This window comes from Sphingomonas sp. 67-41 (genome assembly GCF_001899725.1).
GTDB classification, from domain to species: Bacteria; Pseudomonadota; Alphaproteobacteria; order Sphingomonadales; family Sphingomonadaceae; genus Sphingomonas; species Sphingomonas leidyi.
On sequence record NZ_MKWJ01000031.1, the window covers coordinates 15362 to 29856 of the forward strand.

The following is a 14495-nucleotide window of genomic DNA, read 5'->3' on the forward strand; positions in this document are numbered from 1 at the left end:
CAGGATGCGGCACTCGGGTAGTCCGACGCCTGCATTTCCGCCGAAATTCCGCGCACTGTGGCACGGCAACCGCAGATATCGGGTGTAAAGGCGCGGCCTGCAAGCCCGGTTTTAGCGATGGCTTAGGACCGGCCGGGCCATGAAGGCGCCCGAAAGGGCAGGGCATGGCGCGCATCGCCGCGATCGAATCGAGCGAGACCGGGTGGCGCATGCCCGCCTGGGCGGTGCCGCTCGCGCTGCTGCTCGGGCTCGTCCTGCTGTTCCCGCGTCCCTATGTCGGCGGCGGCGGCGACGACTGGCATTATCTCGAAGCGGCGCGGTGCGCGGCCCGGCATGGCCTCTGCCTTCCCGACACGCATTGGGCGGCGCGGTTTCCGCTGGTGGCGCCGATGGGCGCGGTGCTGTCGCTGCTCGGCGAGCGGCCCTGGACGGTAGGGCTGGTGCCGCTGCTCTATACCGTGGCGGGGCTGCTGCTGTTCGTCGGCAATGTCGAGCGCCGCTTCGGTGCCGCGGCGGCGATGCTGGCGGGATCGGCGCTGGCGCTGACGCCGCTGTTCCCGCTCAACGCCCTCCAGCCGCTGGTCGACCAGCCCGAATTCGCCTGGACCATGGCCGGCCTGCTCGCGATCCAGATCGCGCTGGAGCGGAACGATGCGCGCTGGGCGGCGGTGGCGGGCGCGATGCTGGCGCTGGCCGTGATGACTCGGATGAGCAGCCTGGCGCTGCTGCCGTTGCTCGGCCTGGGCTGGCTGATGCTGGCGCCGGACCGGCGGCGGCTCGCGCTGCCCTTCGCCGCCGCGGCCGTGGCGCTGCTCGGCATCGAGGCGCTTGCCTATGCGATGGCGACCGACGACCCGCTCCATGGCTGGAAGCTCTCGCTCCATCATGGCCGCATTCCCACCACCGAACTGGCGGCGGGCGTGGACACCGGCCGCAGCCCGCTGCTCAACCTGGACTTCATCCGCAACTGGCGGCGCAGCATGGGCATCCATGTCCATTGGACGGTGGACCCGCTGCTCAACCTTCTGGCCGATCCGTTGTGCGGGCTGACGCTGTGCGGCGCGCTGGCGCTCGCGGTGGCGCGGGCGGGCGCCTGGCGGCGCGATCGGTGGCTGCGCCTGGTCGCGGTCGCGGCGCTGCTCCATTTCGTGCTGCTCACCTATGTGCTGGCGGTGGATCCCAAGCCGCGCATGTTTCCCCTCGCCTATGCGGCGGCGGCGGCGACGCTGGGCGTGCTCGGGGCGCGGGCCTGGCGCGACGGCGGCCGGCTGATCGTCGCGGCGCTCTTCGCGCTGCTCGCCGGCCGCGCGCTGCTGATGGCCTATGACCAGCCCGACCTTGCATCGGCGCGGGCCGCCGCCGCGGGCTGGATCGCCGCGGCGCCGCCGGGAAGGCTCGCGACCGACGAATGGACGCGGCGGACCTTCGCCCTCGTTCCCGGCGCCGCTGCGCTGCCGCTGGGCGGGGACGCGCCGCGCCGTGACCTGCTCACGCTCGGCAAGGTGCCGTGCGCGGGCGGACAGGTGCTGCGCGAGGCGCGCTTCGAGCGGAACGAACCGGCGCCGCTTGCCTGGCTGCGCGGGCATGGCCTGTTGCTCGGTGCGCAGGTGCCCGTGCGCCTGTGCCTGGTCAGGCCGGCGCTCCCGCACGGCGCAGGTGGATGATCGGATAGGGCCGGCCGTGCGGATCGGTCTCCGAACGGCCGATCACTTCGAAGCCGCGGGCGAGATAGAAGGGCAGGGCGTTGTCCGCCTGTTCATTGGCATCGACCAGCGCGTCCGGCGAAAGCGCCAGCGCGTGACCGACCAGCGCGGTGCCGAAGCCGCGGCCATGCGCGGCGGGATCGACGAACAGCGCATCGATCATCGCGCCGTCCATGGCGAGGAAACCCTGCACCGTGCCGGCATCGTCCTCGACCAGCCAGAGCGGCGCCTGGGGCAGGAACTGTTCGGCGACGATCGCGTCGATCTCGGCGCGATGCTCGGGCGAGAGGAAGCCATGCGTCGCATCGACCGCGGCGCGCCAGATCGCCAGCGCGCGCGGGACGTCCGCGTCGGTGCCCGGGCGGATATGCGCCATCAGCGACGCCCCCACAGGATGACGATGCAGCCGAGCACCGCCAGCGCCGCGCCGGCCAGGTCCCAGCGCGTGGCGGGCACGCGCTCGACCAGCACCAGCCAGCCGAGCGAGGCGAGGATGTAGATCCCGCCATAGGCGGCATAGGCGCGACCGGCGGCATCCGCGCTGCTGAGCGTGAGCAGCCAGGCGAACAGGGCCAGCGCCGCGCCGCCGGGCACCAGCCACCAGACCGGCTTGCCCAGCCGCAGCACGCCCCAGAAGGTGAAGCAGCCCGCAATCTCCGCCAGTGCGGCGGCCGCGTAGATCGCGAGCGTGGCGGGGTTCATCGGCCGACGAGCCTCTCTATCGTCAAAAGCAGGACCAGGCTCAGGAGCGGACTGGCAATGGCCAGCGCCAGACCCGGGATGGGCCGGGCGGCATGAAGCCTCGCCCCGGCGCCGAGCGACAGGATCATGAGCGCGGGATAGAGCCAGAACTCTCGCTGCTTCTCGATGTCGCATGCCTGCATCGCGGCACTGCCGTCGCGCGGCAGGCATTCGCCGAGCGCCAGCAAGCCGAACAACACGAAACCGGCACCCAGGGCGCCGATGACTGCCGTCGCGAACATGCCCCAATGGGCCCGCCGGGCGCCGGGCGGGTTCATGCGAGGTCGGGCGGAGTCGCCTCGGCCACCAGCTTCGCCACCGCTTCGTCGAGGCTCAGCATCTGCTGGCCCTGCGAGCCGAGCACGCGCAGCGCCACGGTGCCTTCCTCGGCCTCGCGCTTGCCCACCACCAGCAGGTTGGGGACCTTGGCCACCGAATGCTCGCGCACCTTGTAGTTGATCTTCTCGTTGCGAAGATCGGTGTCGACGCGGATGCCGGCGGCCTGGAGCTTCTGCGCGACTTCCTTCGCATAGTCGTCGGCATCTGAGACGATGGTCGCGACCACGGCCTGGATGGGCGCCAGCCACACCGGCAGCTTGCCGGCGAAATGCTCGATCAGGATGCCGATGAAGCGCTCGTACGAGCCGAAGATCGCGCGGTGGAGCATCACCGGACGATGGCGCTCGCCGTCCTCGCCGACATAGCTGGCATCGAGGCGCTCGGGCAGCACCCGGTCCGACTGGACCGTGCCGACCTGCCAGGTGCGGCCGATCGCGTCGGTCAGGTGCCATTCGAGCTTGGGGGCATAGAAGGCGCCTTCGCCGGGCAGCTCTTCCCAGCCATATTCCTCGGTCGCCAGGCCGGCGCGGACCACGGCGTCGCGCAACTCCGCCTCGGCCTTGTCCCACATCTCCTCGGTGCCGAAGCGCTTGTCGGGGCGCAGCGCCAGCTTGATCGAATATTTGAAGCCGAAGTCGCGATAGATGCGGTCGGCCAGGCGGCAAAAGGCCTGCACTTCCTCGACGATCTGGTCCTCGCGGCAGAAGATGTGCGCATCGTCCTGGGTGAACTGGCGGACGCGCATCAGCCCGTGCAGCGCGCCGTGCGGCTCGTTGCGGTGGCAGCAGCCATTCTCGTAGAGCCGGATCGGCAGCTCGCGATAGGATTTGATGCCCTGGCGGAAGATCAGCACGTGCGCCGGGCAGTTCATCGGCTTGAGCGCCATCCAGTCGGCGGCGTCCGAGACGATCGGGCCCTCGTCGTCGATGTTCGGCACCTCGTCGGGGATGACGAACATGTTCTCGCGATACTTGCCCCAGTGGCCGGACTGCTCCCATTGGCGGGCGTCCATCACCTGCGGCGTCTTCACTTCGCTATAGCCGGCGGCGTCGATCGCGCGGCGCATATAGGCTTCGAGCTGGCGCCAGATGGTGAAGCCGTGCGGGTGCCAGAACACGCTGCCATGCGCTTCCTGCTGGAGGTGGAACAGGTCCATCTCCTGGCCCAGCTTGCGGTGGTCGCGCTTGGCGGCCTCCTCGAGGCGGGTCAGATGCTCGTCGAGCTGCTTCCTGTTGAGCCAGCCCGTGCCGTAGATGCGCGAGAGCATCGCGTTCTTCTGGTCGCCGCGCCAATAGGCGCCCGAGACGCGCGTCAGCTTGAAGGCATTGGGATCGACCTTGCCGGTGGAGGCGAGATGGGGCCCGCGGCACATGTCGAGCCACGCGTCCTCGCCCTTGCCGGCGCGGTATACCGTCAGCTCCTCGCCCTCGGGCAGCTCCTGCGCCCATTCGGCCTTGAAACTCTCGCCCTGCCTGGTCCAGCGCTCGATCAGGTCGGCGCGCGACCAGACTTCGCGGATCAGCGGCGCGTCGGCGGCGATGATCTTGCGCATCTCGGCCTCGATCGCCGGCAGGTCCTCCTCGGTGAAGGGGCGGTCCTTGGGCGCGAAGTCGTAATAGAAGCCGTCGTCGGTCGCCGGGCCGAACGTGATCTGCGTGCCGGGGAAGAGATTCTGCACCGCTTCGGCCAGGATGTGCGCATAATCGTGGCGCGCGAGCTCGAGCGCGTCCTTCTCGTCCTTGGCGGTGACGAGCGCCAGCTGCGCGTCGCCTTCGAACGGGCGGCCGATGTCGCGCAGCTCGCCATCGACGCGCGCGGCGAGCGCTGCCTTGGCCAGACCCGGGCCGATCGCGGCGGCGATGTCCGCCGGGGTAGTCCCCGGGGCTACCTCGCGGACGGAACCGTCGGGCAGCGTTATGCGGAACATCTCGGACACGGGGATGACTTTCGTGAAGGGGTGATCGGAGCGCGGCTTATGCCTTCGCGGGTGCGATATAAGCAAGCGCTGGTGAAATTGCGCGCCGGAAGGGCGGCAAAGCGAAGGGAGTGGCGTCCCATTGTCCCGCCTTGGTCCGGTAACCCGATCGCTCCCCCGGCGATCGATCCTGCGGCCTGGTTGCGCATGGGGCCGGGGGCGACAGGCAAAATCCTGCATTGGAAGCCCGTTTCGATGGCATAGAGCGGACGGACAGACGGAGAGGCCCAGATGGAAGAGCACCGCGCGACGACGATCCTGCCTTGCAACGACCTGGACGCCAGCCTCGCTTTCTATGTGCGGCTGGGCTTCCGGCTGGTCAGCGACTATGGCGACTACAAGATCCTGGATGACGGCAAGGGCTGGCACCTGCACCTCAACAAGGCGGTGCTCGGCTGGCTGGTGCCGGGGCACAATCCGTTCGGCATCTATCTCTATACCGACGATGTCGACGGCGTGGCGGATCGGGTGCGCGAGCTGATCATCGAGAAGGAAGGGCCGAGCCTGAAGCCCTGGGGCTGTTACGAGTTCGCGGTGAGCGATCCGGACGGGACGCTGGTGCGGATCGGCCGCATTGCATCCTGAAGCCGCGCAGCTGCTGGCCATGGCGGGCGAGGCGGCGCACCAGGGCCGCTTCGGCCAGGCGCTGCCGATGCTGAGCCATGCGCTGGCGCTCGACCTCGAAGGGACGGCGCCGGCCTATGCCGAACTGCTGGCGGGGCTGCGGCTCACCGGCTGGCCGCCGCAGCTCGAAGCGGATCTGGCGACCTGCCTGCACGCCGGATCGGTCGATCCGCAATCGCTGGCGCGGGCGGCGGCACGCATGCTGCTGGCGAAATATCCCGAGCCGGTGGTGGCGGAGGACCCGTTGTGGGCGGCGTTCCTCACGCGCTGCATCAATGTCGATCCGGCGATGGAGGCGCGGCTGGCATGGCTGGCCGGGCAGGCGCTGCCGGCGGCGTTGCGCGAAGCGCTGGCGGCACAGGCGTTCGCGAGCGAATATGTGTGGGGCGGGGAGGCGCTGGGGATTCCGCCCGGTGCCGCAGCCGAGATCGCGGAAGAGCGGCGGCTGGCGGCGGCAATGGTTTCGCTCGGCGACTCCTCCGATCGAGTCTCGCGGATGGTGCGCGCCCAGTATGAGGCCAACCCCTATCCCCGCTGGCGTGCGCCGGCGGCCCGCCCGCGTGTCTCGGTGGCGGCGCATCTCGCCGCGCTGGGGGCACCGCAGCCCGAGCCGCTGGAGGTGCTGGTCGCCGGGTGCGGCACCGGGTTCGAGCCGATCGACCTGGCGCGGATGGACGCGTCGCTTGCCATCACCGCGCTCGATCTGAGCGCCGCCAGCCTGGCCTATGGCCAGCGCATGGCCGGCGCGCTGGGCCTGGGAGCCATTCGCTTCGTCCAGGGCGACATACTCGATGCCGCGAAGCTCGGCGGCCGTTTCGGGCTGGTGAGCAGCACCGGGGTGCTGCACCATATGGAGCGGCCCGCGGACGGGCTGGCGGCGCTGGCGGAGGCGCTTGCGCGTGGCGGCGTGCTGCGGGTCGCGCTCTATAGCGAGCGTGCCCGCGCCTGGGTCGTCGAGGCGCATCGCGCGATCGCCGGGCATGGCTGGGACGCGAGCCCGGCGGGCATCCGCGCCTTCCGCGCCCAGGTCCTCGCACTGCCGGCCGGCCAGCCGCTCGCGCGGCTTCGGGAAAGCGATGATTTCTACACGCTGAGCGGATGCCGCGACTTGTGCTTCCATGTCCGCGAGCATTGGTATCGCCTGCCCGCGATCGGCGAGATGCTGGCGGCGGCCGGGCTCGAGCTGCTGATGCTCGATGCGCCGCCCGAGGCGCAGGCCCGGTTCGCGCAGGCCCACGGCGCCGCAGCCGACCGGCGCGACCTTGTGCTATGGGACCAGGTCGAGGCCGCGCATCCGCAGCTGTTCGCCGGCATGTTCCATCTCTGGTGCCGCAAACGGGACTAGGCTCGCATCGAAGCCGGGCATGCCCGTGCCTCTCGGCGTAGGACTATACCAACCCGAACGGCACCACGCGGTTCAGCTCGACATGGCCGATCTCGGCGCGGCCGAGATAGGGGACGCCCATTTCCCCGCACCAGCGCACGATCATCTGGTCGATCGTCTCGCCGAAGCTGTAGTTGCCGTCCGTCTCGCCATTGTCCTTGACCGCGGTGACCGCGCCCAGCCGCACGCCGGCAATGCCCTTGAGCTGCGTGGCATGCGCCATCTGGAACAGCATCCGGTCGATCCGGTAGAGTGGCTCGTCGACTTCCTCGATATAGAGCACGTGATCGGTCAGGTCGGGCAGATATTTGGTGCCGATCAGCGCGGCCAGGATGGCGAGGTTGAACGCGGCGGCGGGGCGCCCGTCGGCAAGGCCCGGCTCGAAGCCGCGCCTGTCGCCGTCGATCAGCCAGCCGAGCACCCAGCCGGCGCCCTCGCCGGTGTCGTTCATGCCCAGACTGGAGGCCATCGCGCCATGCGCCACCCGGCCGATCCGCCGGGCATAGAGTGCGCCGAGCAGGAAGCCCATGTCGGAGAAACCGACATAGGTCTTGTGGTTCGCCGCCGGCCCGAGCTTCGGCATCACGGCTTCCAGGATGCGGTTCGAACCATAGCCGCCGCGCGCGAACCAGATCGCGTCGAACGCCGGATCATTCGCGAATTCGAGGAATGCCGCCGCGCGCTCCGCGTCCGTGCCGGCGAAATGGCCGGCCTGCAGATAGCATTGCGGATGGAACACGATCTCGTGCCCGGGATAGGTCAGCGCCATGAACGCGGCCATGCGCAGCGATCCCTCGCGGCTGACCGGTCTTGCTGGTGCGACGACTCCGATGCGCATGCCTTGCCCCTTCGCTTCGAATTGCCGATAGCGCGAGGCCATGGAGCATCGCAAACCTTACTTCTTCGTGGGCATTGGCGGGTCGGGCATGATGCCGCTGGCGATGATCCTGGCCGGACAGGGCGCCAGGGTGGCCGGATCGGACCGCAGCCTCGACCAGGCGCGGCTGCCGGCGAAATTCGATTTCCTGGCGCGCAGCGGCATCGGGCTCTTCCCGCAGGACGGCAGCGGGATCGGCTCGGCCGAGCAGATCGTCGTCGCTTCGGCCGCGATCGAGGAGACCGTGCCCGATGCGCGCCGCGCCGCCGAGCTGGGCAATGCGCGGATGACGCGGGCGGAACTGAACGCCCGGCTGTTCAATGCCGCACCGCTCTCGATCGGCGTGGCGGGGACCAGCGGCAAGTCCACCGTCACCGGCATGATCGGCTGGATCCTCCACGCGCTGGGCCGCGATCCCACGGTGATGAACGGCGCGGTGATGAAGAACTTCGTCACGCCCGATGCCCCCTTTGCCAGCGCGCTGGTGGGAGCAGGCCAAGCCTATGTGAGCGAAGTCGACGAAAGCGACGGCTCGATCGCGCTCTATCGCCCGGGCGTGGCGGTGCTCAACAATGTCAGCCTCGATCACCTGCCGATGGACAAGCTGATCGAATTGTTCGGCGCATTCATCGCGCGGGCGGGCAAGGCAGTGATCAACCTCGACAATGGCGAGGGCGCCCTGCTGGCGGCGACGATGCCGCGCGAGCGGCTGCGCACCTTCGCGATCGGCGCGCCGGCGGATCTGACTGCGATCAACCTGCGCGAGCAGCGCTACGGCATCGCCTTCGAGCTGGCGCGCGAGGGCGAGGCGTCGATCCCGGTGACGCTGCAGGTGCCGGGCCGGCACAATGTCTCCAATGCGCTGGCGGCGATCGGCGCGGCGGCGGCGGCGGGGATCGCCGTGGAGGAGGCCGCCCAGGCGATCCAGGGCTTCCAGGGCCTGAAGCGCCGCTTCGAGCTGGTCGGCGAAGCGGGCGGGATCGCCGTGATCGACGATTTCGGGCACAATCCGGACAAGATCGCCGCGACACTGGACACGCTGCATGCCTTCGAGGGCAGGCTGCTCCTGTTGTTCCAGCCGCACGGCTATGGCCCGCTCAAGGTGATGCGTGCCGAACTCGTCGCGATGTTCGCCGAGAAGCTGGGCGGCGAGGATGTGCTGGTGCTGCCCGATCCCGTCTATCAGGGCGGCACCACCAGCCGCGAGGTGACCAGTGCGGACATCGTGGCCGATATCGCCGCGACCGGGCGCAATGCGCTCTACATTCCCGATCGCGCGGCAGCGGCGGCGCATCTCGTCGCCAATGCGCGCCCGGGCGATCGCATCGTGGTGATGGGTGCGCGCGACGACACGCTCAGCCACCTCGCCGCGGAGATGCTGGCACGGCTAGCGGATTAAAAACCGGTAATCTTTTCACGCATCTGCGCAAAAATATGGACTTTTCGGTGGAAAATGCCACCATTCCCGTGAGATTCCGGGGAGGCGGCACATGCGCTTGCTGCAGCCAGTCTATTGTCTTGTCGGCAAACATCACCGCAGTCGTGGTCGAGCCTGGAATGACGGCTCGGCTTTCCGATCCTGGTGCGAGGGATGCGGCAAACCGATGGTCCGCACCTTCCATGGCTGGCGCCTCGATCCCGAAGCACCGGCTGGAAAGTAGCATTAGCATCTAGTCTGGCAGGCTTTCCCATATGGAAAGCTTGGTTGACATTTCACGCCGACTCGAGTAAAGCTACCTTTACAAACTGCAAAGGAAGCCAATCATGGCCGGCAATCGGGCACAGAAGCGTTACACGAAATCGGTGATCCTGCTGATGGCGAGCTATGTGCTGATCCTGATCGGCGTGGTCATGCATGCGCGGAACAGTCCGCTGCATGGGCCGCTGGGCTATGTCGCCGGCGTGCTGCCGGCGCTGCCGGTGATCGGCGTGTTCTTCGTCCTCGGCCGCTATCTCGTCGAGGAGCAGGACGAGTATCTGCGCGTGCAGGTGACCCGCCAGGCGCTCGTCGCCACCGGCTTCGCGCTGAGCATCGCGACGGCATGGGGCTTTCTCGAGAATTTCGGCCTCGTGCCGCACGTCTATGCCTATTACGCCGCGATCCTGTGGTTCGCGGGCCTGGGCGTGGGCCGCTGCTTCAACAAGCTCGCGGCGATGCGCGGAGGCGGCGAATGATCAATCGCCTCCGCGTGCTGCGTGCCGAGCGGGCCTGGAGCCAGCAGGACCTGGCCGAGCGGCTCGATGTCTCCCGCCAAAGCGTCAACGCGATCGAGACCGGCCGCTACGACCCCTCGCTCCCGCTCGCCTTCAGGATCGCCGACCTGTTCGGCCTCACCATCGAAGAAATCTTCACCAATCCCAACCGCAAGGACTGACCGTCATGATCAAGCGCATCGCCTTCGCCCTGCTCGCCACCGCCAGCATCCCCGCCATCCTCCATGCCCCTGCGGCGCATGCCGCGACCGCGCCGGCACCGGCCGAGATGATCCAGATGGATCATCTCTCGGTGCAGGTGATCGGCAAGGGCAGTCCGGTGATCCTGATCCCCGGCCTGTCGAGCCCGCGCGCGGTGTGGGACGGCGTGGCGCCCGAGCTGGCGAAGACGCACACCGTGTATCTCGTCCAGGTCAACGGCTTTGGCGGCGACGCGCCGGGCGCCAATCTGGGCGAGGGGCTGCTCCCCGCCATGGTCGCCGAACTGCACAAGCTGGTCGCCGAGCGCAAGCTGGCGGGTGCCGCCGTGGTCGGCCATTCGATGGGCGGGCTGCTGACGCTGATGCTGGCCAAGGCGCATCCCGGCGATGTCGGCAAGGCGCTGATCGTCGACGCGATGCCGTTCGTCGGCTCGGCCTTCTTCCCCGGCTCGACGGTCGAATCGGTCAAGCCCCAGGCCGAGGCGATGCGCGCGCAGATGGCCGGCCTCTACGGCAAGCCGCTTCCCGAAGCGGTGGGCCAGGCCATTGCGCGGCAGAATGCGGCCAAGCCCGAATCGCAGGCGCAGGTCGCGGCCTGGATGGCCAAGGCGGACATGCGGGTCTCCGCCCAGACCATGTTCGAGGATCTCCAGACCGATCTGCGCCCCGACCTGAAGGCCATCGCCGCGCCGATCACCGTACTGGTGCCCTGGCTGGCGGCGCGGGGCGGCGAGGCGCCGACGCTCGACCTCTACAAGCGCGAATATGCCGGCGCGCCCAGGGTGAACCTGAAGGGCGTGGCCGATAGCGGGCATTTCATCATGCTCGACCAGCCCGAAGCGTTCCGCGCGGCGCTGACTGCGTTCCTGGCGGGCTGAGCCGGCGGCACACAAGGAAGGGCCCGGGACGTGTTCCCGGGCCCAGTTCTGCTCACATCCGTCATCTGGGGATCAATAGGTCCCGGAAAAGCTCCGGTTGAGATTCCGGTCGCGATTCCAGTCCTGGTCGTCGTGCCCTCCGAACAGCGCGCCCGCGCGCTCCTCGTCCTTCCACGCCGCATGCGCTTCGTCCGCGGTCTTGCGCAGTGTCACCTTGTCGTCGACCGACTGGATCCAGCGCGACGGGATCGAATGGTGATGGCCGCCGGCCTCGCTGTCGTTCCTGGTGAGGACGATGCGATCGCCGCGCACCTTGTCGACCTTGCCGACATGGCTGCCGTCCGAGCCAACCACTTCCATATGCTCGGCCACCCGGCGCAGGCCGTCGCGCTGGCCCTGGCGATCGGTGCGCCAGTTGTTGAACTCGTTCTCGAAGCGCTGGGCGTTCTCGCGGCGATACTCGTCATAATCGCTGTCGAGCTCGGCGATGCGCTGGCGGCGCCAGCCGGAATAGTGATCGTCGGGGCCATGGGGCCATCGTGTGTCGTAGCGCGTATCGGCTTCGCGGCGGCGCTCCGCTTCCTGGTCGCCGAACCAGGAGCGGACCTCGTCGCCGGCGCGATCGAAGAAGCCGCGGTCCGGATCCTGGCTGCGATACGGGGTGCGGGGCTCGTCCCAGCCGCGCTGCTCGCGGGCGCCGCGGTCCCAGCCGCCGCGATATTCGCTGCCATATCCGCCAGGGCCATAGCCGCGATTGCCGCGCGTTCGGCCGAGCTCGCCGGCCGCGGCATATTCGCGGGCGCTCGAATAATGTTCGCCGCCGGCGCGGCGGGCGCCGCTCACCTGATACTGGTCTTCGGGGCCGAAATAGCGGGGATCGGAGTAACGGTCGCTCATGGGAATCTTCTCCACTGCCGGTCCTTGGGGGGCTTGGCCGGCGTGGATTCAGCGGGCGAGAGCCGGCAATGGTTCCGGAAAAAGCCCCGCTTTTCAGTGCAGTTCGCCGCGCCGGCGAAGCGTTTTGCCGCGCTTGTTTCAAGCCGGTTGCATTGGGGAAAAAGCGCCGCTAATGGAGCGCCTCCCGGGGCCACCCGGGACAGGCGGCGGGGCTGTAGCTCAGATGGGAGAGCGCTGCAATCGCACTGCAGAGGTCAGGGGTTCGATTCCCCTCAGCTCCACCAGCCGCCAAGCCGCAGAATTCTGCGATTTCAATGTCATCGATGGACCCGAGCGGTGGCCGATTTGGTATCGCAAATGGGCATCGGTATGCTCGCCGACCGTCGCTCAAATGGCCTAGGTCGAGGCGAGGGATTTCCATGGGCATTCCGGGCGCAGGTGGATGTATTGGCACCGGTCCCCTCCTGCAGTGGCCGGCCTGCGAAAGGATAGGTCGCGTGGGAAAGGCTCAACATCCTCAATCATGCTGGGAAGCCGGATCGAGATTTTCGGTAATAGGCCGGCCAAGCGGATGGACCACAGGCTAGACAGCGATTTCCGACGTTCGTGAGATTTCATTCGCCTTCTCGCCATCCCAAACGAAGCGGAGGGCGATCTGCTTCCCGACGTTAGGAACCGGGATCGCTCCATTCATCCGCCACTGCTCGATTCTGTTGCAGGCCAGATTCTTCAGTGGGCTTGCCGTGTTGCGAATGATCAAGTTGAAATACTGGCCTGGGAATTTTATGCCACGAGTGCTGTCGCCCTCGCTCGCGATCACGACCAATCGAGGCCGGTCGTTGGTCAGATCAATAAGAAAGGTCGGCTCGACGGCTGCTTCCAGCATCAGGAAAACCTGATTGCCGACCTTGGGCGGGACAATCAGCCCCTGCGCGGCTCCGTTGTTCACATAGCCGCCGGTGTTGCCCTTCACAAAATAGTTGATGCCAACATCGACGCGACTGGTCGCGTCAACTTTCCAGAAAGTGTCTGATAGCGCCATGGCGTAGTTGCCTTCGAAGCGGACTACGCGTGAGTTGGTCAACTCGCCGATATGCCCGACCGCGCCGCCCTGCACCGAATTGTCGTAGAAGGCGATGTTGGGGATATTCACCATCCGGAAGGGACGGTTGGCAATGTTGTTCGACACGATGTCGATTTCGTTGTCGTAGAAGCTGAAGCCGGTGCCGGCGACAGGGGCCGGATTCGTTCTATTGTCGAAGATGCAGAGTTCGGCGTTCTCTTGCTGATTGAAGGTGTTGCCATGGATCAGCACGCTGTCGAAGTCTTCGCCATCGACCCAAATCACCGTTGCCGGGCCCATCTCAGCGTTGGTCTCGAACACGCAGCGGTCGCAAATCTCCATTGGCGTGCCACCGCCGGTGCCGTTTACGATGCGCATGAACTTGGGGGCGGCGCTGCCGAACCATTGCCGCTTCCACATCGAATAGCCCATGCTGGCGTTCTGAAGGTTGAATATCGATCGCGAGAAGCGAGTAGAGTCCTTTCTGGGAAGGAAGGAGAGCCGGTTGAAGTATAGATGCTGGCTGTGAACTAGGTCGAAGGCATCGGTTGCGCTGCCGTAGTTCTGCATCGCGAAGCCCTCGAAGGAGCAGTTCGTGGTGTTCACCGTGATCATTGGTCGCGCCACGCCGAACCAACGCAAGGTGCACGCCGGGCCAGCCGATCCGGCCTGCATCGGCGCGTAGGGATCGCCGATAAGCGCAATCGGGTAGCCAGAAATGTCGAGCGTAGTTTTCATCGGAAGGAGGCCGAATGGCAGGCGCACCGTGCCGCCCTGCAGGTTCTTCGCTACCAGCGCTGCTTTCTGAAGTGCAGGTGTGCCGTCGATCGAGTCCGCAATCGTCCAGTCACGGATCGCCTCGTCATAGTCCGGGCTGATCCAATGCAAAACGTGCACGGCATTATCGAACATGCCGGCACGATCCATCTGGGCGGCCGTTCTAGCGAACGTGCCCGCCTCCCCACGCTTGTGTTTCACGAGAGTGAAGCCGGTAGGCGATGCAAGTTCGGATGACCGGGCGGCGTCGCGGACCTTGGCTGCATCTTGGCGCTTCCAAGCACCGACCAAAAGGGGCTTGTGGTCGCTTTCCACGAAATCATCCGGAGCGTCCATCGCCTCGGCCGTGAAATTGCCCGGCGTCCATTTGAACACGACGCCGTCGTAGATCATGATATCGTTGGCTAGCGCCGCAGCTCTGAGCTGGAAAATGTCGCTGGCGACATTCCCGGCGGGGTCGGGATTGCCCTTGCGGCCTTCGGGAAGAAACGGAACTACGCCCGCCATGAAACTGCCGAAGGCAGCGCGCCTGGAAATCCCATCTTTCATGATGGGGAAATTATCTTCTCCCCCGGGGGAATCCGCAAGTGGGAGTTCCGAAATCCTCGCGATCATCAGTCACATTTGCGGGATGGGGTGAAGCACGAAATTTCACCCGATGGGAGCGGCGTGGGCGTGCCATCGGTCTGTGTGCCTGGTGGGATGTCAAGGCAAGCGATGGCCTCGAGGGGACATTCCCCTCAGCGCCGCCAGCCGCCCCTAGTTCCCGCATGTTGGAGCATGGCCGGCCTGGCATCCCGCCAGGTAGCGGGCTTGCGCGCGC

14 protein-coding genes and 1 tRNA gene are annotated in these 14495 nt (G+C 67.2%); 8 read left to right on the forward strand and 7 right to left on the reverse strand.

Annotated elements, in window-relative coordinates; translation table 11 throughout:
* Nucleotides 1-164: 164 nt before the first annotated feature.
* Entirely contained in the window at nt 165-1664 is a 1500-nt protein-coding gene (locus BGP17_RS20670; RefSeq protein ID WP_286713444.1) for a glycosyltransferase family 39 protein, read from the forward strand.
* On the opposite strand, the gene BGP17_RS20675 is transcribed toward BGP17_RS20670, so the two are convergent.
* From BGP17_RS20675 to thrS, 4 genes are read right to left on the reverse strand one after another with little or no spacing between them, the layout of a single operon-like run.
* Nucleotides 1630-2079 carry an acetyltransferase gene (locus tag BGP17_RS20675; protein ID WP_167297792.1) on the reverse strand — a complete coding sequence of 150 codons (450 nt, stop codon included), beginning with the start codon at nt 2077-2079 and terminating at the stop codon, nt 1630-1632. The genes BGP17_RS20670 and BGP17_RS20675 overlap by 35 nt on opposite strands.
* Nucleotides 2079-2405: a YnfA family protein gene (locus tag BGP17_RS20680; protein ID WP_167297793.1), complete on the reverse strand. Its 327-nt coding sequence runs from the start codon at nt 2403-2405 to the stop codon at nt 2079-2081. The genes BGP17_RS20675 and BGP17_RS20680 overlap by 1 nt, the downstream gene beginning before the upstream one ends.
* Nucleotides 2402-2722, reverse strand: coding sequence for a hypothetical protein (locus tag BGP17_RS20685; protein ID WP_286713445.1), 321 nt, complete (start codon nt 2720-2722; stop codon nt 2402-2404). The genes BGP17_RS20680 and BGP17_RS20685 overlap by 4 nt, the downstream gene beginning before the upstream one ends.
* Nucleotides 2719-4710, reverse strand: coding sequence for a threonine--tRNA ligase (gene thrS / locus BGP17_RS20690; RefSeq protein WP_286713640.1), 1992 nt, complete (start codon nt 4708-4710; stop codon nt 2719-2721). Before thrS ends, BGP17_RS20685 begins: the two co-directional genes overlap by 4 nt.
* 279 nt (nt 4711-4989) lie before the next feature.
* On the opposite strand from thrS, the gene BGP17_RS20695 reads away from it, so the two are divergent.
* Both BGP17_RS20695 and BGP17_RS20700 read left to right on the forward strand, forming a co-directional pair.
* Nucleotides 4990-5343, forward strand: a complete 354-nt coding sequence (locus tag BGP17_RS20695; protein ID WP_286713446.1) for a VOC family protein — start codon at nt 4990-4992, stop codon at nt 5341-5343.
* Complete coding sequence (locus BGP17_RS20700) at nt 5333-6727, forward strand: class I SAM-dependent methyltransferase (RefSeq protein WP_286713447.1); 1395 nt, start codon at nt 5333-5335, stop codon at nt 6725-6727. The genes BGP17_RS20695 and BGP17_RS20700 overlap by 11 nt, the downstream gene beginning before the upstream one ends.
* Before the next feature lie 43 nt (nt 6728-6770).
* Here the strand turns inward: BGP17_RS20700 and BGP17_RS20705 are convergent, their stop codons facing one another.
* Nucleotides 6771-7604: an LD-carboxypeptidase gene (locus BGP17_RS20705; RefSeq protein ID WP_167297798.1), complete on the reverse strand. Its 834-nt coding sequence runs from the start codon at nt 7602-7604 to the stop codon at nt 6771-6773.
* A gap of 40 nt (nt 7605-7644) precedes the next feature.
* Here BGP17_RS20705 and BGP17_RS20710 point away from each other — a divergent pair, with 40 nt between their 5' ends.
* The 4 genes from BGP17_RS20710 (at nt 7645) to BGP17_RS20725 (ending at nt 10935) form a co-directional block, all read left to right on the forward strand.
* A complete protein-coding gene (locus tag BGP17_RS20710) occupies nt 7645-9042 on the forward strand; it encodes a glutamate ligase domain-containing protein (RefSeq protein ID WP_286713448.1) in 1398 nt (465 codons plus the stop codon).
* Nucleotides 9043-9407: 365 nt separating this feature from the next.
* Nucleotides 9408-9818 carry a hypothetical protein gene (locus BGP17_RS20715; RefSeq protein ID WP_167297800.1) on the forward strand — a complete coding sequence of 137 codons (411 nt, stop codon included), beginning with the start codon at nt 9408-9410 and terminating at the stop codon, nt 9816-9818.
* Entirely contained in the window at nt 9815-10018 is a 204-nt protein-coding gene (locus tag BGP17_RS20720; RefSeq protein ID WP_167297801.1) for a helix-turn-helix transcriptional regulator, read from the forward strand. Before BGP17_RS20715 ends, BGP17_RS20720 begins: the two co-directional genes overlap by 4 nt.
* Nucleotides 10019-10023: 5 nt before the next feature.
* Nucleotides 10024-10935: an alpha/beta fold hydrolase gene (locus tag BGP17_RS20725; protein ID WP_286713449.1), complete on the forward strand. Its 912-nt coding sequence runs from the start codon at nt 10024-10026 to the stop codon at nt 10933-10935.
* Between the two features lie 72 nt (nt 10936-11007).
* Here the strand turns inward: BGP17_RS20725 and BGP17_RS20730 are convergent, their stop codons facing one another.
* Nucleotides 11008-11832 (reverse strand): DUF2171 domain-containing protein, encoded by an 825-nt coding sequence (locus tag BGP17_RS20730; protein WP_286713450.1) that lies wholly within the window; start codon nt 11830-11832, stop codon nt 11008-11010.
* 208 nt (nt 11833-12040) lie between these two features.
* Here BGP17_RS20730 and BGP17_RS20735 point away from each other — a divergent pair.
* Nucleotides 12041-12116: transfer RNA gene (locus tag BGP17_RS20735), tRNA-Ala, on the forward strand.
* 299 nt (nt 12117-12415) lie between these two features.
* Here BGP17_RS20735 and BGP17_RS20740 read toward each other — a convergent pair.
* Complete coding sequence (locus tag BGP17_RS20740) at nt 12416-14287, reverse strand: hypothetical protein (protein WP_286713451.1); 1872 nt, start codon at nt 14285-14287, stop codon at nt 12416-12418.
* Nucleotides 14288-14495: the final 208 nt, after the last annotated feature.